The 22,140-nt window shown below is 61.6% G+C and carries 23 protein-coding genes; 7 read left to right on the forward strand and 16 right to left on the reverse strand.

Annotated elements, in window-relative coordinates; genetic code table 11:
• Positions 1-103: 103 nt before the first annotated feature.
• Positions 104-577 carry a hypothetical protein gene (locus tag N3C12_14065; GenBank protein ID MCX8073551.1) on the reverse strand — a complete coding sequence of 158 codons (474 nt, stop codon included), beginning with the start codon at positions 575-577 and terminating at the stop codon, positions 104-106.
• A gap of 138 nt (positions 578-715) precedes the next feature.
• Complete coding sequence (locus tag N3C12_14070; protein ID MCX8073552.1) at positions 716-1,882, reverse strand: amidohydrolase; 1,167 nt, start codon at positions 1,880-1,882, stop codon at positions 716-718.
• A 101-nt stretch (positions 1,883-1,983) separates the two neighbouring features.
• Here N3C12_14070 and N3C12_14075 point away from each other — a divergent pair, with 101 nt between their 5' ends.
• The gene (locus N3C12_14075) at positions 1,984-2,709 is read left to right on the forward strand and encodes a Crp/Fnr family transcriptional regulator (protein ID MCX8073553.1); all 726 of its coding nucleotides are present in this window, start codon (positions 1,984-1,986) and stop codon (positions 2,707-2,709) included.
• Here the strand turns inward: N3C12_14075 and N3C12_14080 are convergent, their stop codons facing one another.
• Positions 2,710-4,368 (reverse strand): lipase family protein, encoded by a 1,659-nt coding sequence (locus N3C12_14080; GenBank protein ID MCX8073554.1) that lies wholly within the window; start codon positions 4,366-4,368, stop codon positions 2,710-2,712.
• A gap of 179 nt (positions 4,369-4,547) precedes the next feature.
• The gene (locus N3C12_14085; GenBank protein ID MCX8073555.1) at positions 4,548-4,763 is read right to left on the reverse strand and encodes a hypothetical protein; all 216 of its coding nucleotides are present in this window, start codon (positions 4,761-4,763) and stop codon (positions 4,548-4,550) included.
• A 107-nt stretch (positions 4,764-4,870) separates the two neighbouring features.
• Here N3C12_14085 and N3C12_14090 point away from each other — a divergent pair, with 107 nt between their 5' ends.
• Positions 4,871-5,911, forward strand: a complete 1,041-nt coding sequence (locus N3C12_14090) for a L,D-transpeptidase family protein (GenBank protein ID MCX8073556.1) — start codon at positions 4,871-4,873, stop codon at positions 5,909-5,911.
• On the opposite strand, the gene N3C12_14095 is transcribed toward N3C12_14090, so the two are convergent.
• Positions 5,891-7,162 carry a C69 family dipeptidase gene (locus N3C12_14095; GenBank protein MCX8073557.1) on the reverse strand — a complete coding sequence of 424 codons (1,272 nt, stop codon included), beginning with the start codon at positions 7,160-7,162 and terminating at the stop codon, positions 5,891-5,893. The two genes, N3C12_14090 and N3C12_14095, sit on opposite strands and share 21 nt — an antisense overlap.
• A gap of 263 nt (positions 7,163-7,425) precedes the next feature.
• On the opposite strand from N3C12_14095, the gene N3C12_14100 reads away from it, so the two are divergent.
• Positions 7,426-8,211 carry an enoyl-CoA hydratase/isomerase family protein gene (locus N3C12_14100; protein ID MCX8073558.1) on the forward strand — a complete coding sequence of 262 codons (786 nt, stop codon included), beginning with the start codon at positions 7,426-7,428 and terminating at the stop codon, positions 8,209-8,211.
• 60 nt (positions 8,212-8,271) lie between these two features.
• Here N3C12_14100 and N3C12_14105 read toward each other — a convergent pair whose 3' ends face one another.
• Positions 8,272-9,093, reverse strand: coding sequence for a glycosyltransferase (locus N3C12_14105; GenBank protein MCX8073559.1), 822 nt, complete (start codon positions 9,091-9,093; stop codon positions 8,272-8,274).
• A 126-nt stretch (positions 9,094-9,219) separates the two neighbouring features.
• Complete coding sequence (locus N3C12_14110) at positions 9,220-10,170, reverse strand: SurA N-terminal domain-containing protein (GenBank protein ID MCX8073560.1); 951 nt, start codon at positions 10,168-10,170, stop codon at positions 9,220-9,222.
• 142 nt (positions 10,171-10,312) lie between these two features.
• Between N3C12_14110 and N3C12_14115 the strand changes: the two genes are divergently transcribed.
• The 3 genes from N3C12_14115 to N3C12_14125 all read left to right on the forward strand — a co-directional run bounded on the left by N3C12_14115 (position 10,313) and on the right by N3C12_14125 (position 12,834).
• Positions 10,313-10,717 carry a DoxX family protein gene (locus N3C12_14115; GenBank protein ID MCX8073561.1) on the forward strand — a complete coding sequence of 135 codons (405 nt, stop codon included), beginning with the start codon at positions 10,313-10,315 and terminating at the stop codon, positions 10,715-10,717.
• 174 nt (positions 10,718-10,891) lie between these two features.
• Entirely contained in the window at positions 10,892-11,782 is an 891-nt protein-coding gene (locus N3C12_14120) for a carbon-nitrogen hydrolase (GenBank protein MCX8073562.1), read from the forward strand.
• Entirely contained in the window at positions 11,782-12,834 is a 1,053-nt protein-coding gene (locus tag N3C12_14125; protein ID MCX8073563.1) for an agmatine deiminase family protein, read from the forward strand. The genes N3C12_14120 and N3C12_14125 overlap by 1 nt, the downstream gene beginning before the upstream one ends.
• 12 nt (positions 12,835-12,846) lie before the next feature.
• On the opposite strand, the gene N3C12_14130 is transcribed toward N3C12_14125, so the two are convergent.
• The 3 genes from N3C12_14130 to N3C12_14140 form a co-directional block, all read right to left on the reverse strand.
• A complete protein-coding gene (locus N3C12_14130) occupies positions 12,847-13,470 on the reverse strand; it encodes a hypothetical protein (protein MCX8073564.1) in 624 nt (207 codons plus the stop codon).
• 11 nt (positions 13,471-13,481) lie between these two features.
• Positions 13,482-14,306, reverse strand: coding sequence for a hypothetical protein (locus N3C12_14135; GenBank protein MCX8073565.1), 825 nt, complete (start codon positions 14,304-14,306; stop codon positions 13,482-13,484).
• An 84-nt stretch (positions 14,307-14,390) separates the two neighbouring features.
• Positions 14,391-15,335, reverse strand: a complete 945-nt coding sequence (locus N3C12_14140) for a DUF2236 domain-containing protein (protein MCX8073566.1) — start codon at positions 15,333-15,335, stop codon at positions 14,391-14,393.
• Between the two features lie 278 nt (positions 15,336-15,613).
• Here N3C12_14140 and N3C12_14145 point away from each other — a divergent pair, with 278 nt between their 5' ends.
• Complete coding sequence (locus tag N3C12_14145; protein ID MCX8073567.1) at positions 15,614-16,444, forward strand: inositol monophosphatase; 831 nt, start codon at positions 15,614-15,616, stop codon at positions 16,442-16,444.
• On the opposite strand, the gene N3C12_14150 is transcribed toward N3C12_14145, so the two are convergent.
• The 6 genes from N3C12_14150 to N3C12_14175 all read right to left on the reverse strand — a co-directional run bounded on the left by N3C12_14150 (position 16,441) and on the right by N3C12_14175 (position 22,087).
• Positions 16,441-17,013, reverse strand: coding sequence for a pyridoxamine 5'-phosphate oxidase family protein (locus tag N3C12_14150; GenBank protein MCX8073568.1), 573 nt, complete (start codon positions 17,011-17,013; stop codon positions 16,441-16,443). The two genes, N3C12_14145 and N3C12_14150, sit on opposite strands and share 4 nt — an antisense overlap.
• 37 nt (positions 17,014-17,050) lie before the next feature.
• Positions 17,051-19,228 carry a hypothetical protein gene (locus tag N3C12_14155; protein ID MCX8073569.1) on the reverse strand — a complete coding sequence of 726 codons (2,178 nt, stop codon included), beginning with the start codon at positions 19,226-19,228 and terminating at the stop codon, positions 17,051-17,053.
• A 76-nt stretch (positions 19,229-19,304) separates the two neighbouring features.
• Complete coding sequence (locus N3C12_14160) at positions 19,305-19,739, reverse strand: hypothetical protein (protein MCX8073570.1); 435 nt, start codon at positions 19,737-19,739, stop codon at positions 19,305-19,307.
• A gap of 3 nt (positions 19,740-19,742) precedes the next feature.
• Complete coding sequence (locus N3C12_14165; protein MCX8073571.1) at positions 19,743-19,937, reverse strand: hypothetical protein; 195 nt, start codon at positions 19,935-19,937, stop codon at positions 19,743-19,745.
• Positions 19,938-20,215: 278 nt separating this feature from the next.
• Positions 20,216-21,052, reverse strand: coding sequence for an LLM class F420-dependent oxidoreductase (locus N3C12_14170; protein ID MCX8073572.1), 837 nt, complete (start codon positions 21,050-21,052; stop codon positions 20,216-20,218).
• Positions 21,053-21,094: 42 nt separating this feature from the next.
• Positions 21,095-22,087, reverse strand: a complete 993-nt coding sequence (locus tag N3C12_14175) for a hypothetical protein (GenBank protein MCX8073573.1) — start codon at positions 22,085-22,087, stop codon at positions 21,095-21,097.
• Between the last annotated feature and the right edge of the window lie 53 nt (positions 22,088-22,140).

The raw sequence follows: 22,140 nt of genomic DNA on the forward strand, positions 1-22,140 counted from the left end.
CAATTCGTGCGACCGCCACGGACTTTCGAGGCGCAAGCTCCAGGGCACCGTGGCCCGCACTGGCACGAGCGCAGCACAGCGGAGGCAAGGCCTCCAACCTGCGTCATTGGGAGGGCAGAACCTGATACACCCAGTGCCCGAACGGGGCGGGCCGCGCCTCGGGACGCTTGCGGATGTTGTAATAGTCGATGCTGGCCTGCAGGTGCCTGCGAAGTTCGTCTCGATCGCGACGAGGAATGCCCTCTGGCCGCTCCCGAACCAAGTCTAGGAAGTAGTTCGTGTACAGATAGGCGGCCCATCCAGGTGAGACCTCACCCGTGGCAGCGCGCTCGGAGAGCATCAGATAGTAGTCCCAGAGTTCCGGAACGAGTTGCGGCGGCGCTGGGCTCAACAAGAGAATCTCGTGCACGGTTCGAATCGTCTCATGGGCAACGGTCGACGCGGGTGGCGCCGCCAGATCCGGCGTGGGCTCGCGCCACCGCCCCTCTTGGGCGAGGGCTGGCGTTCTACCGAGAGAGCCAGAACCCAGCACCGCCACGAGAGCGAGGCTACGAACTGCAAGGGCGAAGAACCTCATTGTAGGCTCTTAACAACAACCCCAGCGCCCTCGTCAATACAGGAGAGGCCGATCGGCAGGTGCGGTGGGCGTAGGCCGTCAGCCCTCCTACCGAACCCACCGACCGGCGCATGCAAATTTCAAACGATCTGCCGCAGTTCAGTGAGCCAACTTATACAGCTCCACGGCGTTGCCCGCACAAATCGCGTATCGCTCTTCTTCGGGGACCCCGGAGAACATCTCGTTCGCAAGCTTGCGGGTGTAAGGCCAATCACAAATGTGGTGCGGATAATCGGTAGACCACATCATGTTTTTAATCCCAACTGCATGACGGTTCCGGACGCCGTAAAAGTCTTGAACGAACGTAACCAACCAGTTGCGGTGGAAGTATTCGCTCGGCAGCATCTGCAGTTCCACCTTGGCCCAAGCACGGTTGCGGAAGTAGCGGTCGTCCAGTTGCTCGAGGAAGAACGGCACCCACCCTGCGCCCGCCTCCACAGAGATGAACTTGAGGCGTGGGAAGCGATCGAACAACCCGGACAAGATGGTTTCCGCGATGATGTTCGGCATGGTGTCCAAACCTGCGCAGGCGTACCCCACGATGGTTTTCGCACCCGTGCTCAGTAAGCCTTGCCCCTCCATCATCCCGGTGCTCACTTGCGCTTTGCCGCTTTGCTTCGATGCCACTCCGAGATGGATACTCACCGGCATCTCCAGCTTCTCAGCCTCAGCCCAAAAGGCATTGTCATCGACCGTCAGCGCTGGCGCCCCGCTTGGCCAACTGGAGAGGATCACACCTCTCATCCCAAGCTGCTTTGCACGGCGCATCTCGGCAATCATTTCCTCCACACCCAGGTTCGGCATTTGTGCCAGACCAATGAGCCGCGTGGGGTCAGCCGCCATGAACTCCTTCGCCATCCAATTGTTGTACGCCTGAATCCCTGCTTTGTGGAACTCCGGATCGTCGTCGAGCATGAAATGGCGCATGGTGCGCTGCGAAGGGTACAACACTTCGGCGTCAACACCGTCGATATCCTGCTCTTTCAGTCGCTCCGAACCAATGAACGCGCCTTTGTTGACCTTATCGTACCGGGCCCCAGTCCACTTAAATTGATCGTACGTTCGCCCGGGATACGTGGTCACCAAACCAAGGGGCACCGGAGGCGTGCCCGGGCGATACTGCCACGCGTCACCCCCTTCGGAATCCTTTACGAGCTTCGGCGCCTTCGGCAAAAATTCCCGTGGCAACCATTTCTCCCATAAATCCGGGGGCTCCACGATGTGAGAATCCGCCGAAATGAACTGATACTTTCGTTGTACCTCCATTGTTCTTCCCTCCTCTCGCGGCGTTATTTTCTTACACCGCCGATCTGTTGCGTTCGTAGGCGGAGTACCATAGGAGAACGTGCACCGAAGGTCTGTGACCGATGTCACACAAGGCCCCGATCACCATCGACCCAGCAATCCGCGCTAGTTGGGCAACCGACTGGGGTTTACCCGCGCCGGCAATCGAGCACCTCATGGAAGCCGCCACGTATCGCACTTACCCGCCGCGCACTTCGATTTTGCCGCAAGGCAGCTCCCGCAGTACGGTGTTCTTCGTTTTGCAGGGAGAGGTCAGTGTGTCGGTCTATTTGCCGGACGGCCGGCGCGTCCTTTGCGCGCTTTACCAACCGGGGACCATCTTCGGTTTTCCTTTGGTCGACAAGGAGCGCCCGCGTTGGAGCTCGGCTGACGCCTTTACCGAAGCCAAGCTGGCGCTGGTGTCGCGTGGCCACTTCGAGCGCGTCCTCCACACGCTGCCCGCAGGTGTGGTTGCCGATTTCTTCAATCGGCTGCTGATGCGGCAAGCTCGCTTTGCGATGCGGCTGCTCCACTGCATGGTGCTCGACCTGCCAGGGCGCTTGGCGCTCGCGTTGATCGAACTCGCTGATGCATTTGGGCAACCTTCAGCAGAGGGTCTCCAAATTACCCTTCCACTGACCCACGAACATCTCGCCGAAATGGTTGGCGCCTCTCGCGAGCGCGTGAGCAAGGCAATGGCCGAATTCGCCCACCGAGGCATTCTCCAGTACAAACGCTACTCGATTACCTTGCGCGATCTCGATGCACTCCGGCGAGCGGCAACCCCGCGGGCCAATCCGTTGGCCTGATTAGGGGGTTAGATCACCTCGGCGTGGGGCCAGTTGGCTCGCAACCCTGAGCCACTCCACAACCGCAGCGAACAACCCATTCCCGCCAGCTCGTTCATCGTCGGCAGTGAGCACGTCCAGATGCACGTAATTCTCCATCAGCATGGTGCGGAAGCCATCCGCAACTCGATCGCGGGCCACCCCGCTCCGTAGCGCGGGGGCGAGAGAATCCCGATAAGGGCGCAGACGCTCCAAGTTAGCCAGCAACCCGCGGCTACCCCCAACCGCAAACACCGGCACATCGACGCGAGCGTTCTCAGTTACCGCCAACCCATGCTGATCGAGCCGCCAATCCTCGCTTCGGCTCACGTTCAAACCGGTGACCACGCCGACGTCCAAGGTCAGTCGAGCCGGAAAGTACCATTCAATAAAGTTCGTCGGACCACGAAATAGGAGCCCCCCAAAGGTTTCGAGCCGCGTCGGGTCGACACGCCCCGGATCATCGGCTGCGGCGTCGCTCCAGGTGTAGGTCGCGCTCGCGTCTAGCGGCGCCAGGAGGTTTCCCACCGCGCCGAGCAGCTGGCTCAAGAGCCCTGCATTGGGATTCGGTCCCACCGTGCCTCCGGTTGCGCTCCCGACGGACACCCGCGCGAAGGCCAGGGGCTGGAAATCGTTGTCAAACCCAAACCCCAAGGCAGCACGATTCGTGGCAGGGGGGATCACCGTCGAGCCAAACAGCAAAGTGAAAAAGCCGCGATACAGATCGGCATCGGGTGAAATGGTATTCGCTTGCCCAAACTCAGGAGCTGCCCGCATCCCTAGAATTTCTGCGGTCACGAAGAGATCCGTAGAAACGAAGGGCTCCAGCGAACTCACCGGATTCCCGTTGCGCAAGCTCTGTAAGCTTACTCGGCTCAATCCGCCCGGCACTCCGGTAGTTTCGTACGCTTGCTGCGATGGCGGTGTGGCGCCCGCATTGGGTGCGCCTTCCAATAGGATCAAGCCCGAGAGCAGCTCGAAACCGGCGTATGGGCCAAAATCCCATGCTGCGAAGATTGGCGCGATCGAGGCCCCAAGCGAGTGACCAGCAAGGAAAATCGCCGCGCGTGGGTAGCGCCGCCACACCTCGCGTAGGAGCGCATGCAAATCCTCAATGTGCACCCGTAAACCCCACTCCGAGAGAAACCGAAGCTGCTCCGCCCGTAGGAAACCTTGGAAGCGCTTACCCGCAACTTCGGCACCCTGAAAGTAATACGCTTTGGCGATGTCAGGATTCTTCTCGCGCTCAGCCTGATCGAGGCCCCAATGATCCTCTAGCGCATTCGAGCGCCGATCCACGGCCCACAAGGCAATACGCCCATCGCTACGGGCAATGAGTCGTCGAGCTAAGTAGTCAAAGTCGTTCGCCCCTCCCAAAAACCCCGGCACGCAAACGACCACGAACTGCACGTCCCCATCCCCCCTGCTCGGGTGCTGATAAACAAGTGCCCGAGCAAAGTTGAGCTCAGCGGGGGTCGCGGTACCCGTCACTGGGTTCGGAGGCGGCACCGCCCCAGGAACCAAGACCAACTGGGGGCTGACTTCCGGACGGCTGGCTGCACCCTCACCATCGTCGCCGCACCCCCACACGCCCCCCAAGCTTGCCACGATTGCTGCCGCGACCACCACTCGTGCTGTCATCTCATCGCTCCTCAGCTTTTTGTGCCCTTTGTTCCGAATCCAAACAAGGCATACCCGCTGAGAAGCGCAGCCGGCCCATTACACCCGCGCCCCCCGCACAAGCGTCCCCGGGGGCGCCCGCAACATGCTGCCGCACCAGGCGGGCTCCTGGCCTCTGGGGCCGGGCGCCCGAGTACAAGCTAACGAAGGTGGGAAGTACCGTTTGGGGGCCTTAGCCCGCGGTACAGGTTTGCGCGCTCCTCACGGAGTTCGGCAAGCCGGCGCTCCGCATCCCGGACCATCCGAGGGCGGTAGTTCAGCAAGTAGTACGCGCCGATGATGACCGCGATCAGCGCAAGCCCGTGATCGGGGTGGATCTCCAAGTACTCCAGCACCGTACGAACAACCTCGCTCATCGATCCTCCGAGCTGACGATGCCGTTTTTCGAGCCAAAACTATGCCCACTTGTGTCAGTCCACCGGGTTGAATAGTGGCACCTTACGTGTCTGACTCGTGGCGCAAAATGACAAATTTTGTCTGCCATTTTGTTGCCATTCTTCTCACTTGCTGTGCGCTTTCCGCAATCTGCTTTGCAGCTCCTCCGAGCCATCATCCCGATGTCACCGAGGCGCAGCCGACGCCGGAACTGGTTCCGCCCCAAGAACAACAAACCCTGCCTCGCCAGGGCAGGGGTGCGCTCTACACCATTGTGGTCGGCCGTGAGCTGATCCACGAAGTAGCTGCCGGCGACACTCCTGCGGGTCTTGCCAAACGCTACGGTGTTCGCCTCCATACGGTTTTGCGTCGTAACGGGATCCGTGATCCCCGTCGGCTGCGCATCGGGCAACGGTTGGTTTTATCGAACCGCCACATCGTTCCCGCAAGCTTTGCCAACGGCTTGGTAGTGGATCTCCCCCTGTTAAGCCTTTATTGGCTCCACGAGGGACGGGTTGTTGCGAATTTCCCCATCGCCGCTGGCCGCCCAGCTTGGGAAACGCCGCCGGGAATGTACCGCATCATCGGGCGTCGTCGTAACCCCACCTGGTATGTGCCGGTGTCGATTCAACGGGAAATGCAAGCCGCTGGTCTGCGAGTACGGAAACGTGTTCTACCAGGTCCCGATAACCCCCTGGGCAAATACTGGATCCAGCTTTCCGCACCCGGGATTGGACTGCATGGCACCAATGCTCCGTGGAGCGTTGGGCGCTATGCGACACATGGTTGCATCCGCCTGCATGAGGAGCACATCGAAGAGCTCTTCACCAAAGTGCCAGACGGGACGCCCGTGGCCATCGTTGATGAACCTGTTCGCCTCGCGCGTACTCCTGACCAAAGGATCTTCTTGGAGGTCCTCGACCGTCCAGAGGTGTGGTCGCCAACCCAGCTCGAGAGTGCTTTGGAACATGCTGGGCTGCGGGCGGAAATTGACTGGCCGCTAGCGCTCCAAGCGTTAACGGGCCGGTGGGGCGTGGCCGTGGATATTACCGCAACCCTGTTGCCTGAGTCAGTCTACTCCCCGGAAACCGACTCTGCGGTTCACCAATCAGGCGAAGCGACGCACTAAGTCGTCCACGACCTCGAGCACTTCTTCCACGGCCACGTTCAGGAAAGCTTGCCGCTGTTCCAAATCGGCATCCGAAAGCTCCGCTGCCTCAGCCGCCAGCGCCTGCTCTACGGGATCGAGCACGGCCCGCACGACCGGCAAACGGCCTTCCCAATCTTGCTCCACCCGCTCCAACAACCCGCGCATGCGCCACCACGCAGAATCCGCAGAATATTCTTGTCCACCGCGGGTCAGCACCTCAGGGAGGGTGAGATCCAAAAACAACGGCAAGAACGCGCCCACGCACGGCGAGCCCAAACACGCCCAGTAAATCGCGTTACGCGTCCCTGCCACAAACTCAGCAATCATGCTCGCTGTGGTGGTGCCGACCGGATCCGCGTGCATGCACACGGTGAAATACTCTGGTTCGCTCGGGTTGACCCCAGCGCGCGGGTTGGTGCGCCCATAATGATCGCGCATCCATTGACGAAGCAACGCCGGCGAGATCTTTCCCTTCGCGCTTCCCAAGAGTTCGCAAGTTCTTCGATGCCGTCCCGAGGAAATCACCGGTGGCACAACCTCAGTGTCCCGATACGCCTTCGCGAAGTCGAAGCGCTCCACCACCTCAGCGGTCCACCAGCCCTGCTCCACAGCGTAGGACACCGTGTCCGGGCCGAGCTCGTCCCAGTCGGTGCCGATGGTTAGGTGGTTGGAAACGCTGGCAACGTCGCGCACCTGCCGCAGCGCCCAGTGCCGCCCCGAAGTCTCCCAAACAAAGGCCTCGTGCGGATCGGCAACGAGGAACGAGTTATGGTACGGCCAGTCTTTGTCCGCGAAGCCCGAGCCCCCTTGGCCGTATGTCGCCAGCAACTCGCTCATGACGCGTACGGCTTCTCGGGCAGTCGTCGCACGCTCGAGACCCAGGCGGACAAGGTCCATACCCAAAAGCCCGGAGGCAGCAACCGGCTCCTTCGTGAACACCGTATGATTGCCAATCACAACCCCATGCTCGTTGAGCCCATGTTCGAAACCCCAGCACCAGTACGGGCGCGATCCTATGACCCGATGCGTGCGTTGCACCTGCGGAACAGAGATGTACGTACAACGAACTTGCTCATCCGCAGCATGCTCTCCCGCCGGGACGTCGCAGAGCGGCTGACATTCCAGGGCAGGGCGATCACTGTTCTTGGCAAACAAGGTGGCCCCAGTGGCCGTTACGGAACTCAAGGCCACTAACGAGTCGCAACTAACGCGCACACCGATCGAACTCATGCTGCCCCCTTAGCTCGTCCACCATTTTGTGGGAACAACGCAAGGGACCGCGCATGACCCGCGCGGCGGGGAATTCCCCTTGGTTTCCGAGCTGCCAGCCGCTCGGCTCCGCGATCGTCCGACATGGCGATGCGGAGTGGGACAGAGTTACCTTGAACGTCGCGAGTGGTCCGGCACAGCGGTGAGAAACCTTGGAGGCGTCGACTGCCGCCGAATTTCAAGGCATGAAGGCAGCCACGAATGAAGAAAAAGGAGGACGTCCGGTGGGAGAGTACGAAACACTACAGGTTGAATGGCAAGGGAGCGTAGGTGTGGTCACTTTACACCGGCCGGAGCGGTTGAACGCTTGGACCCCAACGATGGGCAAGGAACTCGTCGAAGCGTTTCGCGCCTTCGATGCGGACAGCGGCATCCGCGTGGTGGTGCTGGCTGGAGCTGGCCGGGCTTTCTGCTCCGGGGCCGATTTGGACTTCTTCCGTGCACAAGCTCGCAGTGGAGAGAGGGAAGGCGGAGTGACCCGCAGCGAGGACTTCCCCCTGCTGCTCCGTCAGTTCTCGAAACCGACCATTGCCGCTTTACACGGCTACGCCCTCGGCGTCGGTGCAACGATGGCCCTGCTTTGCGACCTACGGATTGCCAGCAGCGAAACGCAAATTGGCTTCCTGTTTGCCCGGTTAGGCTTAATGGCTGAGCTGGGCTCGACCTATCTTCTACCCCGCCTTGTCGGCCTTGCCCGTGCCTGCGAGCTCCTCTTTACAGGGAAAATGTACAGTGCGGAGCAGTGCGCTGCGTGGGGTTTGATTAACCGCGTCGTCCCGCCCGGCCAAGCGCTCGAGCAAGCGTTGGCCCTAGCATCAGAGATCGCCGAGTGTGCGCCGTTATCGCTGCGCCTTACCCGCCAGGCCCTCTACGAGGGGCTGGAAAATTCCTTTCCCGGCCAGCTCCGCTTGGAGTCGCTTTCTCTCCACTATTTATACGGGACGGCGGATCACAAAGAAGCCCTTCAGGCCGCTTCGGAAAAGCGTTCGCCTGTGTTCACCGGCCGTTGAGCCTCCGCGCTACCAAGCACAGCCGTAATCCGGCTCACCCTTGCTCGCTCGGTTTGCGGACTACCGAGGTCTGCTCCCCACCGCACCCTCGATTAAAGCAGCCTCATCAGTTACGAGGCTAGCTATCTTCGGATTCGGCACCCGATATGTTCCGCCGTACGCGCGCAAGGCGATGCCCCCAAGCCCAACGGCCATCACAATAGATTCCCGAAACAGGCGTAAAGACGTCTTACGGTCGCGGTAGGCTACCGACACTGGGACCTCCGTCACCGGGACTCCGAGCTCCCGCGCGGCGAGCAAGAGCTCCAAGTCGAACAGGTAACGTAAGGAACGCACCCTTTGACACAGTTCGATTCCCACCTCCCGTGAAAACGCCTTCAAGCCACACTGCGTATCCGTGATGCGTAGGGGCAAACACCAACGGACACACCGGTTGAAACCTATGCCAATCAAGTGCCGGCGCGCGGCGTAGTTCAGCGCACTCATGCTCACCAACATCTCCGAGCCAGGCAATCGGCGGGATCCAATCACAAAGGGCGCCCCAGCGAGAACGGGCTCGACCACTGCCCGGTAACTGCCTGGCAAAAACGGACCGTCAGCATCCGTGAAACACACCACGGGAAACGACGCCTGCATCACGCCCCGGTACACAGCCCACCCCTTGCCCCGGTTGCACGACGACCGCAGCAACCGCACACCCGCCAAGCTCGAAGCCACACGAGTGGTATCGTCCGTACTCCCATCGTCCACGACCACGATTTCGACGGGGCTGTCCAGTAGAGAGAGTTCGCTCCGAACCTTACGAACCGTCTCGGCCAACTCTTCCGCCGCGTTGTATGCCGGAATGACAACCGAGACCCCGCTTTGCCGACTTTGGCTCATGTGGTCACGAATTCCTTTGCTCGTCGACGTTGTTGCCACGAGCAGATGGACTCTGCAACACGAGTGGCAAGAACCCCTTCTGCTCTCGCACCGAATTCCTCACCCCGGTTCGAGGTACTCTCAGCGCTACGGGTACCGGATGTCCGCTTGCTGCCGCAGGCGGGCCACCAGTTCATCGCGCAAACGCTGGCGTTCGCGCTTGCGCAGCACTGCTTCAATTTTGGTGCGCGCCTCTTCGAGCGGAACGATGCCCGCCTCCCGTTTCCCCTCGACAAGAAACACATGCACGCCATTGCCATGCCGAACGGGCTTTGATGCCTCGCCCGTCGCCAAATCGAACACCACTCGCTCTACTTCAGGGTCCAACTCGCCCGGCCCCACCCAGCCAAGCTCTTCTTCCAATACGCCTTTTACTTCCGCAGGGCCAACCGAGTTCGTCGCCCCAGACAACCATTTCTGCCGAACGACTCCCGCGGCGCGCTCCGCGGCACGCCACCCCTCGGGAGTGGGAGACTGCACCGCTACGAATGCATGCTTCAAGCGAACTTGCCGCGGGTGGCGGAACTCGTCCTGGTTTCGGCGGTAGAAATCATCAACAGCGTGCGACTCCACCCGGACTTCTTTCCATACCACCGTTTCCAAGAATCGCTGCACCACTATTGCCCGCTCGGTATCCCTCTTGAGGTCCGCCAACGTCCAGCCCCGCTCGGCAAGCGCGCGCTGCCATTTTTCTTCCCCACCGAACTTGCCCCTGGACCGTTCGATCTCCTTCTCGACTTCCTCACTGTCCACGTTCACTCCCACCCGCCGGGCCTCTTGATACAGTAGCTCGAAGTCGATCAACGACTCGAGGGCAGATCGTTCCCACTCCTCCCGTTGTGCGCCGCCTTCGCCAGCACCCTTGACTGCCACAATTCCGGCGACGATTTGATCGACGACCTTGCGCGGAATCGGCGCGCCATTCACCACTGCCGCTGGCGCTCCAGCTTCTTGCCCTGCTGCCAGACAGGCTGCGAGTGCCAGCCCTATTACCACGGCCCAGTCGATGCCACTACGACGGAGTGAGTGCAGAACCATACGAATTCCTTACCCGGCGCCCTTAACCCGATTGCCATCGAGGACGAAACTGCTTCGCGGGTTTGCACGGGCATTTGTTGCAAAGCGCAATAATTGCGGGCAGATTGCCGCCACGGCAAATACTTTGAAACGGAGGTGGCTCATGGCCGTGGTGGAGCTGTTGGGCCGTGGACTCTTAGCCATCATTTTTCTGCTCTCAGGGTTCGGCAAAATTATAAAGTTCTCCTCAGTGGCGGAAGACATGGCTCAGCACCGAGTGCCACTTCCAGAAGCCGCTCTCCTCGCCACCATTCTAATCGAGATCTTCGGCGGAGTCGCTATCGCCCTGGGTTTCAAAACACGTGTTGCCGCAGCAGTGGTGGCCGCCTGGCTTGCGGTCGTCACTCTCGTGTACCACACGAGCCTGGTTGTTCCCCAGTCTCAGGACCAAACGATCCACTTTCTCAAAAACCTCGCGATCCTCGGCGGACTTCTCGGGCTCGCCGCACGCGGCCCAGGCAGCATCAGCTTGGATGCCCGGCCGCGCCGGAACCGTCTCGAGGTGTGAGCAGCACAGGAAGCGCGCGCCACATAACAGCAGCAAAGGCGACCAGCCTGTGCCGGATAAACTCCCGCGGGAAGGCGTCATGAAAAGCGCCGGCCGATGCGGCGCCGTGTATGAACCGATCTCCGCCCATGGCCGCTTGCATCCACGCCACTCGCTGCCTAATCGCTGCCCAACATGGCCTGGGAGAGACCGACGGAATTGCGCGTCGCCCTCGTGCAGATGCACTGCGGCAACGACCCATCCGAGAACCTTCGGCGCGCTGTGGAGTTCGTTCGCCAAGCAGGCGACCAGGGTGCTGGGCTGGTGTGTCTCCCGGAGCTGTTTCGTACAACCTACTTTTGCCAGCAAGAAGTTCCGGAGCTGTTCGACCTCGCCGAACCCATTCCCGGGCCCACCACGGATGCACTCGCACGAGCCGCATCGGTGGCACACGTTGCCGTCATCGGCTCCGTGTTCGAGCGCCGTGCTCCTGGCCTTTATCACAACACTGCCGTTGTCTTGGGTGCTGACGGTACGTTAGCCGGTGTCTACCGCAAACTTCACATCCCGCACGATCCCCTTTACTTTGAAAAGTACTACTTCACGCCCGGCGACTTGGGCGTTCGCGTATTTTCTGTGGCCGGTTGGAAGGTGAGTGTGTTGGTTTGCTGGGATCAGTGGTTTCCAGAAGCCGCTCGTCTGGCAGCACTTTCGGGCGCTGAGGTGATACTCTACCCAACCGCAATCGGCTGGCACCCGGCGGAAAAAGCGGAGCACGGAGCCGACCAGTACCAAGCTTGGCAAACCGTGCAACGTGCCCATGCGATCGCCAATGGGATCTACGTTGCCGCCTGTAACCGCGTGGGTATCGATGACCGGCTCGAGTTCTGGGGTGGGTCGTTCGCCTGCGATCCCTTCGGCCGCGTGATTGTGCAGGCGAGCCACGAACGAGAAGAACTCCTGTGGTTCGGCTGCGCTCGAACGGCGATCGAAGACACCCGCCGGAATTGGCCGTTTCTGCGTGACCGCCGGACGGACGCATACAGCGGCCTCCTCAAACGTTTCCTCGACGACAGCGACCTCTGATGCCCCAGACGTTACCTGCCACTCCTGCCGAGCTCGGGTATTGTATGCCCGCTGAGTGGGAACCTCACGAGGCCACGTGGCTTTCCTGGCCGCATAAAGAAGAGTCTTGGCCGGGCTTGTTCGAAAGCGTTCCCCCAGTTTGGGCGGAAATCGTGCGGGCGCTGGTGCCCTTCGAAGAGGTGCGCATTCTCGTGGGCACGGAAGAATTGGAAGAATCAGCGCGCTCCGTTTTGGAACGAGCCCGCGTTCCGTGCGGACGCGTGCGCTTTTTTCGCATCCCGACCAACGATGCATGGGCGAGAGATCACGGACCCATCTTCGTCGTCAACCGCCAACAGCGCCGACTTGCCATTGTCGACTGGGAGTACAACGCCTGGGGCGGCAAGTACCCTCCCTGGGACCTTGATAACGCCGTTCCTACCCGTGTCGCCGAGGCCTTGGAGCTGCCGCTTGCACGTCCAACGATGGTCCTCGAAGGGGGCTCCATCGACGTCAACGGTTGCGGAAGCCTGTTGACGACCGAAGCCTGCTTACTAAATCCAAACCGCAACCCGGGTCTGAGCCGCGAAGCCATCGAACGCCGACTCTGCCAGTACCTCGGCGTCCGACACATCCTCTGGCTGGGGCAGGGAATTGCCGGTGACGACACCGATGGTCACGTGGACGATCTCGCTCGCTTTGTCGGCCCGCGGCGCGTCGTCGCTGTCGCTACCGAAGACCGATCCTCTCCCGACTACCACGCATTGGCGGATAACCTGCGCCGGCTTGAGCATATGCGGGATCAAGACGGCCGTCCGCTTGAAATAGTGCGGCTCCCGCTGCCCGAGCCGGTGTTCTACGAGGGCCAACAACTGCCGGCGAGTTACGCCAACTTTTACATCGCCAACGGCACCGTGTTGGTGCCAACCTTTGGCGTGCCGCAAGATGACGAGGCGCTCTCAATTCTACAGAGCGTGTTCCCCGAGCGCCGCGTCGTCGGCATTCATGCGCGTGAGCTGATTTGGGGCTTAGGCGCGATCCATTGTGTCACCCAACAACAGCCTCGAGTCTGAACCCCGCTCGCCTCACAGCAGCGATGGCCCGGCGGTTGCCACGGGCAGAGCTCCGGTCACAAAAAAGCTGTGCGCACCGGTGTCCGACAACGTAGCAACCACCTCAGGGAGGGAAGACGGCCGTTCGCTAAAGAGCAAGACCGCTAGCTGGACCGTTTCCACACCGGCACTGAGCCCCAGGTCCTGTTTCGGGACATCGAGGGCGTAGTCCACCAGTTGCCCCTCTGCCAACGCCCGACCCGGATCCAACAAGTGCCATGGAGCCCCTTCTTGCGCAGCTCGAACCGCTACCATGCTGATGAATGCCTCCTCGCCCCGCAAGGCTCCAACTTGAAGAACGAACTGGAGCACGCACCTCTCCCTCGTCAGCGCACAGCGCAACGCGACTCCCGCCGGCGTGAAGAGTACGTCGTCGCCAGAGGTTGCATTAGCCGGCGTTTCGTTCTCCAGCGGGCACACCTGCTGACCAGTCGCCGCCAACACAACACACCGCCGCTCTTGCAATGCCGCCGCAATCGCCTGCTCTTCCCTTGCCCGGAGATCGAATCCGCTCGAACCACTGCCGCCACCACAGCCGCCTATGCTGCCACTACCAAACAAGCCCAAGAGTATCAGCAACACATGCAGCATCTTCATGTCCAGACTCCTCAAATACTGGTGGCTGCAACCAACACGTTGAGAAACTGTGTTTCCGGGGATTCGTCCGCCGCGAACTCCTGCGCGAGCGCGCGCAGCGCGGTATCGAGCCGCTCTTGAAACTCGCTCAAGCGCGCTTTCTCGATGTGGAGAAAGTGATTACGCAGATACGTCTCTGTGCCGCCATCGCTGAGTGCCAGCTTGTCCAACAACGCCTTCGCAAAAAGCGCACAAAACTCCATGGCCAGAGCAGCTCTTTCCTCGCGGTCTCGGGCTACATAGTGTCGCCCTTTCCTGCGCACGCGCCCCTTCTGCACCTCCACCAACCCTCGCTCGCGCAGCAATTGTTCTACCTTCTCGGCAATCGCTTTGCTGCCCGCGGACCGCTGCTTCGACCGCCGCGCTCCGCGCCGCTCTTCGTGCTCAAATCCGCGGCGCCACTCGGCAAGCGCGATCCAACTGCCGTCATCTGGCAAGGCAGCAATGGCTTGGCTGACCCGCACGGCTAATTCCGCATCGGTAATGCCCTCCACGGCGCGGGGTGCCGCCAGTACTCGGCGCAACTCTTTGCCGAAAGCGTGCAGCATCCGGTCGCGCCAAAGCAGCGCGAGCAACGGATGAGGATCTTCCCCCCGAACCGCTGCCAGCCTGCGCACCAAAGCTTCGCTCGGAAAACGTTTGCCGTTTTCGATGTAGCTCAACATTACTGGATCGATCGTTCCGCCCAGAACTTCCTCGGCGAAGCGACGCACCGTGTACTGCCGCCCCATGAGGACGCGCGTTTCGTAAAACACGTCCTTGATTTGCCGAAACTTGCCCTGCACAGTCGTCCGCATGGTGGTGCGCTTACACAGCCTAATCGGTGCACTTTAAAAAACAAGTTTTGTTTGTTGGTGCAACCGCGCCCACCGGAGCGCGGCTCAGGCCATGGCCGCCCGGGAGCGCACCGCGCGGCGAGGGAAGCCAGCATCGTACTCGCGCTGCCAACCCTGTCGGGCGTGCGGAAAGTAACGGGCGAACCCGGGCAACCATGGCAGAGCCAACTGCCCCGCCATCACTGCGGCCCGAAACAGTTGCTCTTGCCACGACGACCAAGCAAAGCCATATCGCTGCCGCAGCACCTCGGGAAGGAGGCCGACAGACAACAAACGCACCGGGGGCATGGCTCCGCGCAACCAAATGGGCTGCGTCGGCTGCAAAATGGCGCTCGCAATTGCCCGCGCTTGCGCGGTCACAGTCAGCACATCGCCTGCGAGCATCTCTTGCATGTAGCTCTCAAATTTCGACCAAGTGGGCGGAATCGCTGCACTCGGGATACCGAGGAGCCGCGCAATGACCTTGGATTCCTCGTAGTACTTCTCTTGCTCCTCCTGCGCCAAAGGGCGCACAAACATTCCGAATATCCGTTCCGCCGTGTGCACCAAGGTCGCATGCACCCACAGCATCAACGCCGGATCCGAAGCACGGTAGGGCGTGCCTACGGCAAACGGTCCCGCTTGCACCGCGAGTCGCCCGCGCACCTTGGCATGACGACGCTCGATTTCGCGCACAGCGCGAATTGCATCCGCAGCCGGCGCGAAAGTAATCGTGAGCATGAGATCGAGCGTCCGGTAAAGCCGATCGAGCGGGCGCTCCTGAAAGTTACTGTGATCGGCCACCCCTGCCGCCACCAACGGGTGGGCAACCTGCATCAACAGTGCGCAGCCACCCCCAGCCAACAGCACCGCCTCGCGGTTGATGTGCCAGGTAAGCGTATCGGGTCCCAAGAGGCTGCGAGTAAGATCAATCTCCTTCCTGCCCGCCGCGGAGCACAGCCGCTCTCGATCGCTACGTGAAATCCGCTCTACCGGGGCGTTGCGTGCCATGCCGAACCTCCTCCCCACCGGTCCCCCTACCTTAATCAACGCCGCGTTGTCCACTCTCAAATTGCTACGGGACCGTCCGCCGTGAAACCTCTCGGCGTTCCTCAAAACGCACGAGCTCATTGCACCGCGAGGGCTCGTTCTTGTCGCGCAGGCGCCCACACGCACGCCTCCGTGCTGAGGGGGCCCTTTGTTGCACAACCATACTGCCCGTTGCTACGCAGGCCGCACGCCCGACCCGAGACTCCAAAATACTCGGCCCGCTCCGGTGGGGGGTGCACATGGCCAAGGTGGCAGAAGATCAGGTGGAATCCGTCGCAATCGCCGCTGCTCGCAGAGCGGGCGAACACATTCGCCGCGCCTGGTCGCAAGCTCGCCGAGTGGAATACAAGGGGCCAGTCGATTTGGTTACCAACACCGATCGGGAGGCCGAAGAGATCATCGTCTCCCACATTCGAGAGCGCTTTCCGGGACACACCATCGTGGCCGAGGAAACCAGCGGAAGTGCGATGAGTGGGCGGCCGAGCAGCTCCGAGCCGGCTTGGTACGTAGACCCGCTGGACGGCACAGTGAACTTCGTGCACGGAGTTCCCCACTTTGCCGTGTCGATTGCCTTTGGGTACGGCACGCGGATCAATGTGGGCGTCGTCTACGACCCGATGCGCAACGAACTCTTCTCCGCTCGCCGCGGCGGTGGCGCGTTTTTGAACCAGCAGCGCATCTCCGTGTCGACCACGAATGTCCTGCATCAGGCACTGCTCGCGACTGGATTTCCCTACGACCGCCAGCAACGGCCCGACTTTTACGTTGCCTTCTTACGCGACTTCGTTGCCGTGGCTCAGGATGTGCGCCGCTTCGGATCGGCAGCCCTCGATCTGTGTTGGGTGGCCGCGGCTCGGTACGATGGGTTCTGGGAATGGCGCCTTCATGCGTGGGACGTCGCGGCAGGAAGCCTCGTTGTACAAGAGGCGGGAGGGATGGTCAGCACATTCCGGGGGCAGCCTCTAGATTTGTTCGGCGACCAAATTGTTGCCACCAACCTCGCCTTGCATGCACAACTGTGCATTCGCTTGATGAACCGGCTCGACAGCTTTGCGCGCCTGAACCCTTAACCCGGTCGAGACCTCGGCACTGGGTTGCCGGGAACATCGAGACCGGGCAGACCGTCGATACTCCGGAGGTTGTGCCGCAACTGGTAGTCGCGCAAGCCGGCCTCACCCTTGCGCTCGGCCCACTTGACCAATTGTTCACGCTCGCCGACAAACTGGTACACGGGCACGCCGTACCCGCAAGACTGCGCCACCCTCTGCACCCGCACACGAATCATCGCGCGCACTCCCGGCAACGGGGGGAAGCAGGAGCGCAACGCCGCAAAACCAGGGTCACCCGGCTCCAGCACTTCTCCGCGGCCGTACACGCGCACGATTTTGGGCTCTCCCTCAAAGGCACAAAACATCAGGGTGATGCGGCCGTTTTCCTTAAGATGTGCGATCGTCTCCACGCCGCTGCCGGTCAGGTCGAGGTACGCCACCGTACGGTCGTCGAGCACGCGCAGCGAATCCAGTCCCTTCGGAGAAAGGTTCACGTGCCCATTGCGAGCAAGCGGGGCAGTGGCGACAAAAAACACATGCTGTCGCTCGATGAATTCTCTGACTGCAGGCTCGATCCGGTCAGCCGCCATGGCCCTTCATTCGCGCAAATCCCGCCCGAGCACCACCTCACCACCCCACAGCGCGATCAAAAAAGAGAGACTCGTCGAGCAAGGCACTGTCGAGATCAATGACCGCTCCGGGGCTCGCATCAGGAATGTAAGTGCCGTCGCTCAACAAAAAGGCAAATGCCTGCCGAAGGGCTTCGGTCACCGTGATCGTCACCGTATGGCCGTCGAACTCGCCTTGCCCATAATCAGTCATGACGAAGCGCCAAATCCCGCTGCACCCTGACGCACTCATACAACCTCGCGTGAGATTCAAATCTGGAAGCTGCATCGCCAAGGCCAGATCCTCCGTGGTGCGGTTCGGGACCACAGCATCCACAATCCCTTCGTGCATCAAAATGCGCTTCGGAGGCGCCCCGGGTAACCGCCGGTCGGGCGCAATGACATACGGCGCGTAGTTGATCGGATCGGCAGGATCCAACGCCCACTGCGCAATTTGTTGGAAGCGGTGCAAGAAGGGAGCGAAGTATGGACTGTCGGGGGTAATTCCCACGAAGATCCCGAGAAGCGGCTCGATGAGCTGACGAATTTCCCGGGAGGCGAGAATGTTCGGCAGTCCACCTCCAGGCACACTGAGCATCCCTACGAGCACCTTCGACTCCACGGCCATGAACATCGTTCCCATGATGCCGCCCAACGAACCACCGAGGTAATGGATGCGGTTGGGATCTACCTGATCGAAGGGCGCAATTCCGGCCGCGTGCGCATTTTGAATCATGCGAGCGAGCTGCACGAAATCGGCAATGGTCTGACGAAAATATTCCCGCGTGGTGGTGATACTCTGAAGATTGAAGAAGTTGACAACGTTCCCCCGCCGCCCATGCTGCAAAGCCGAGATTGCAATCCCTACCAAGGGCAAATCGAGATTCGTGCGCGCAATCTGCGTCACGTCGCGGCCGGAGCCCCCTAGGCCGTGGCCAAAGATCACGACCGGGTAGCCCGTAGCCGGCTTCGCTGCCTTCGGTAGCACCATGTAGAAGTCGACTTTGTTCGTACTCGGCGTCACGGTTCCGGCAATCTTCGCTGGGTCGAACGCACCGTTCGGCCGCTCCCGAAAGTCGAAGGAATCGAAATATCCCACGGCCACGGCTGAAACGTTGGACGTGGTGCGGCTCCCCAGGAGACTCGCATAGCCGTCGGTACCTTCGGGAAAGATCCCCGTTTGCAAATCACCCAGTGGGCGATCCAATACCGGCTGCCCGGGAACGAGCTCGCCAGCATCGAAACGCTGCCGGATGGTCACCAAGTCGTCCACCGTACTCTGCGTGGTGAATAGTTCCGTGAGCAGCAGCCGCTCGCGAGGCAAGTTGTACGATTGCGCCAAGAAGTCCCATACCGGTACGAGCCGTTCGCGCCACTGCGCGGCCGCTGCGTCTAAATCCGAGCCCGCAACCAGGCGCCGGAAGTCATCGCTGGCCTGCACCCGAAATCCGTGAAGATCCGTGAGCTCGTCGGTGACGATCAGAACGTACGTCGTCTTTGGCTCCAGCGGCACCACGGGCAAAATTTCCAGCACGGTCTCTGGGGCCCAAAAGGAAGCGGTCACCGCGGCGGGGGCCGCCGCGAGGTCGTGGTATTTGAGCAACCAAATGCCACGCGGATACAAACCGGCATCTGCCACCACGGGCTGATCGAACGGCACGCGAATCGGTGCAAACGTGGAGAAGCCGTCCAAGGCGCGGAGCTGCCGGGCGACTTCTTGGCTGTACACCCGCGCTGCCGCCAGCGGAGGCTGCCCGGGAAGTGCGAGTTCCAAGTACGCCGGCGGCACATCCGGTCGGCCGTCCGGCGCAAGTAAGCGATCGCTCGGAAACGGGTTCCGGGGGTTGCTCACGTCCAGGGAGTACAGCAGCCGCGCTGGGCGGAGCAGCGTGGCCGTGGCCGTCGGTGTTTGGGAAGAGGTGGCCGTGGAGGTCGGGGGAATTGGAGTGAAGCTTGCGGTGGGAGTCGCTGTCATTCGCAGCGTGGGCGGCGGGGTCGGGGAAGCTGTAGCCGGCGGAAGCTCGGTTGCCGTCCGAGTGGGCGTCGGGGTTGCGGGGAACGACGTCGCAGTCGATGTCGGCGTTCCCGTCGGCTCAACCGCGGAAGTAATTTCGTTGCTTCCGCAAGCTGCCACCACAACCGCACACCACAACCCGAGCAAGAGCCGGGCAACCCAAGTGAAGCTGTGCCTACGCATGGGCACGCCGGCTACTCGCTTTGCCCCGTGCAGTCAAGCACGGCACGGCGAGCGGCAGGTTCCACGGCTCAATCGGTCAGCCGTTTGCTTCAACGGTGCCTGGGCGAAGTTCCACCGGGAGGCGCCGGCCTCGGGGATCGGAGAGAATCAGGTTATCGAGATCCACTTCACAGTGCGCAGCGCCTCCAGCGGTCCGAAAAACACAGCAGAACAAGCGATTCACCTCGGCCGGCAAGGGCCGCGTATCCCGGAGGCTAACCATCAACGCGCGCATCCGCGCGGGCTCAACGAGACGGACCATGAATGTGTCGCGGTCAACTCCGGCACCGAGTCCGCATTTCACCTCATCACCAACGGGTGCCTCGGCCGACAAACAAACCGGGTCCCAAAGCAAGTCCGCCTGCACACCAGCAACGTGGCCGCTGTTCACCTCGAGGTTCACACAAACATCAACGATGTCCGTCGCACCCGGTTCGTGCGATCTCCCTTCCACCGCAACCACGTTGACCACCTCCTACCCACCCTGCCCCGCCAACTCGCTCCACCATGGGACGTCGCTCGAGCGACTTCCGTCGGCAATCGCTGGCTCGCTGCCGCCGCCGCTTGCCCCTGGTCCAGCCCCGCCGCCTCCGCAGCCCGCAACCAGCAAACACGCCATAATGGAAAACCACCCGACTGAGTTCCGAAAACGCGCCCCGCTGCGATCCATGGCTCCCTTTTTACCACTTTTTACCACCCCTCTTGAACCGCTAGCGACACCCGCACGCCTCGCCTTCAGCGGGCAAACACTCCGACTGATCCCCGCAGCCGCGCCACACGCTGGCACGCGGACTGCGGGCGGCAGGCGCGCGCGGGCATTCAGGTGGTTCGATCCCCGCGCAATCTTGCAGGCTGCCTCCCTCAGGCCCGTAAGGGCGACCTCACACGCCAGCGCGCCCGGGGACTCTCCAGCAAAGGAGCTGAGAGCAACCGTGCGGCAGGCACTCGCTAAGCGATGATTTGCGCATAGCGATCGAGCAATGGCAGAACCTTGTCTCTACCGGCCGGCGGCAGTCCGAAAATGACCCGTTCGACCTTTGCCGCGCGGAAAGCCTCGATGACTTTGGGATCCGCCGGTGCGGAGAAGACGCTGATAGACACCGTTTTCGGATCACGCCCCTTCTCCTCTGCTACTCGGCGCAACTCTTCAATTTGCGGGAGGATCGCCGTGCCTCGCACCCCGAGCGGCAGCCAGCCATCGCAGTAATCCACCACGCGCTCGAGCACTTGCCGCGAATGGCCGCCCAACAGGATGGGCGGATGAGGCTTTTGCACCGGCTTCGGCCACGACCAGATGGGATCGAAGTTCACGAATTGGCCGTGAAACTCCGGCTCGTCCTCGGTCCAAATGCGCTTGAGCGCCGCCACCTGTTCCCGCAGTTTTTTCCAACGCGTGCGGAAGTCGGTACCGTGGTTCGCCATCTCCTCTACGTTCCAACCTCCTCCGATACCGAAGATGAACCGACCTCCAGACAAGAAGTCGAGCGACGCCACTTCTTTGGCGAGCGTGATCGTGTCGCGCTGAATGACCAAGCAAATGCCCGTGCCGATTTTGATCCGGTGGGTAACTGCCGCAGCCGTCGCCAATGCCACAAACGGGTCGTGCGTGTGCCAGTACTCTTTCGGAAGCTCGCCGCCACCGGGCCAGGGGGTGCGGCGGCTGGTTGGGATATGGGTGTGCTCAGGAAAGAACAACGATTCGAACCCGCGCGCCTCTGCTTCCCGCGCGAGTTCGTCCGGCCGAATTGCATAATCCGTGGCGAAGATCATTAAGCCATAGTGCATGGTGTTCCTCCTTTTGGGTATCGAGCGCTGACCGTTCGCGGCTCACTTCTTCCCACGATGGTGCTCCTTCCCCTTCTGCGGCGACGGGCTTCCCGCCGGCGTTGCGCCGGCTGGGGTCGCCTGTGCGGGGCTCTTCTTACCCTCCGGTGTCGGCGTACCGACCGCGGCTGGAGTTTTCGCTAGAGACGCTGGCTTGGTCGGTGCTGTGCCCGCTGCCGTAGGCTCGGGGGTGGCCACAGCGGGTTGTGCCGTGCCCTCTGCCTGCGGTGTCGCCCCTGCCATCACTTCGGCCGGTGCCGGCGCCACTTGTGCCGGCACTCCCGCGGCTGGCGGGGCTTGAACCGCCGGAGCGGGGGCAACCGCTGGAGCTGCCGCCGGCGCCGCACCGCCACTGACACCCGCCGCTGGTGGCGCAGCCGGTGCCGCGCCTGCAGCGGCACCGCCGCTCCCCATGCCGCTTTGGCCGCCACCCACAATTGCCGGGGCTATCACCCCACCCGATCCCGTGCCACCAACGGGCACCCCGCCCTGGTCGCCGGCACGGGCTACGGTGATGCTACCGCCAACCCCGGTCACGTTAATTCTCTGCCCCTTACGGTCCGACAAGATCACATTCGCCACGTTGATCCCGCACGTGCGCCCGCCCGCCGCTGGCGACACGCGAAATTGGCAACAGAAGACCTGGTGGACACTTTCCGGCATGGGCGTGGTATCGTTCAAGCTGACCATCAAGGCCCGCAACCGATCGTTGGCGAGCACACGGGTTTGAAACGTCGAGCGCCCGGTTTCTGGATTCATCACGCACGCCCCTTGGTCGCCCATGCCGCGATCCACCGTGAGACAAGACGAATCCCACACCAAGTCCACCTGCAGGCCTGATACGGTGCCATCGTTCTCGTCGAGGTACACACACACGTCGGGTGTGTCGCCCGGCGACGCATTTGCTCCCTGCACGCGCAACGTGATGGCAAATGCCTGCGCACTGAAGAGGCTTCCGACCAGCATCCATCCAAGCAGCGAAACCATGCGCTTCATCGTACACTCCCTACTCGTCGATTAGCCGAGCCTACTCTCGCTTTTTCCGTAAG

This window comes from Candidatus Binatia bacterium, from assembly GCA_026415395.1.
GTDB lineage: Bacteria > Desulfobacterota > Binatia > HRBIN30 > HRBIN30 > HRBIN30.

Excerpts from the sequence above, each read along its gene's own strand:
- N3C12_14065 (MCX8073551.1), bottom strand. The coding sequence starts at position 577 with ATGAGGTTCTTCGCCCTTGCAGTTCGTAGCCTCGCTCTCGTGGCGGTG.
- N3C12_14070 (MCX8073552.1), bottom strand. The coding sequence starts at position 1,882 with ATGGAGGTACAACGAAAGTATCAGTTCATTTCGGCGGATTCTCACATC.
- N3C12_14075 (MCX8073553.1), top strand. The coding sequence starts at position 1,984 with ATGTCACACAAGGCCCCGATCACCATCGACCCAGCAATCCGCGCTAGT.
- N3C12_14080 (MCX8073554.1), bottom strand. The coding sequence starts at position 4,368 with ATGACAGCACGAGTGGTGGTCGCGGCAGCAATCGTGGCAAGCTTGGGG.
- N3C12_14085 (MCX8073555.1), bottom strand. The coding sequence starts at position 4,763 with ATGAGCGAGGTTGTTCGTACGGTGCTGGAGTACTTGGAGATCCACCCC.
- N3C12_14090 (MCX8073556.1), top strand. The coding sequence starts at position 4,871 with ATGACAAATTTTGTCTGCCATTTTGTTGCCATTCTTCTCACTTGCTGT.
- N3C12_14095 (MCX8073557.1), bottom strand. The coding sequence starts at position 7,162 with ATGAGTTCGATCGGTGTGCGCGTTAGTTGCGACTCGTTAGTGGCCTTG.
- N3C12_14105 (MCX8073559.1), bottom strand. The coding sequence starts at position 9,093 with ATGAGCCAAAGTCGGCAAAGCGGGGTCTCGGTTGTCATTCCGGCATAC.
- N3C12_14110 (MCX8073560.1), bottom strand. The coding sequence starts at position 10,170 with ATGGTTCTGCACTCACTCCGTCGTAGTGGCATCGACTGGGCCGTGGTA.
- N3C12_14115 (MCX8073561.1), top strand. The coding sequence starts at position 10,313 with ATGGCCGTGGTGGAGCTGTTGGGCCGTGGACTCTTAGCCATCATTTTT.
- N3C12_14120 (MCX8073562.1), top strand. The coding sequence starts at position 10,892 with ATGGCCTGGGAGAGACCGACGGAATTGCGCGTCGCCCTCGTGCAGATG.
- N3C12_14125 (MCX8073563.1), top strand. The coding sequence starts at position 11,782 with ATGCCCCAGACGTTACCTGCCACTCCTGCCGAGCTCGGGTATTGTATG.
- N3C12_14130 (MCX8073564.1), bottom strand. The coding sequence starts at position 13,470 with ATGAAGATGCTGCATGTGTTGCTGATACTCTTGGGCTTGTTTGGTAGT.
- N3C12_14135 (MCX8073565.1), bottom strand. The coding sequence starts at position 14,306 with ATGCGGACGACTGTGCAGGGCAAGTTTCGGCAAATCAAGGACGTGTTT.
- N3C12_14140 (MCX8073566.1), bottom strand. The coding sequence starts at position 15,335 with ATGGCACGCAACGCCCCGGTAGAGCGGATTTCACGTAGCGATCGAGAG.
- N3C12_14145 (MCX8073567.1), top strand. The coding sequence starts at position 15,614 with ATGGCCAAGGTGGCAGAAGATCAGGTGGAATCCGTCGCAATCGCCGCT.
- N3C12_14150 (MCX8073568.1), bottom strand. The coding sequence starts at position 17,013 with ATGGCGGCTGACCGGATCGAGCCTGCAGTCAGAGAATTCATCGAGCGA.
- N3C12_14155 (MCX8073569.1), bottom strand. The coding sequence starts at position 19,228 with ATGCGTAGGCACAGCTTCACTTGGGTTGCCCGGCTCTTGCTCGGGTTG.
- N3C12_14165 (MCX8073571.1), bottom strand. The coding sequence starts at position 19,937 with ATGGATCGCAGCGGGGCGCGTTTTCGGAACTCAGTCGGGTGGTTTTCC.
- N3C12_14170 (MCX8073572.1), bottom strand. The coding sequence starts at position 21,052 with ATGCACTATGGCTTAATGATCTTCGCCACGGATTATGCAATTCGGCCG.
- N3C12_14175 (MCX8073573.1), bottom strand. The coding sequence starts at position 22,087 with ATGAAGCGCATGGTTTCGCTGCTTGGATGGATGCTGGTCGGAAGCCTC.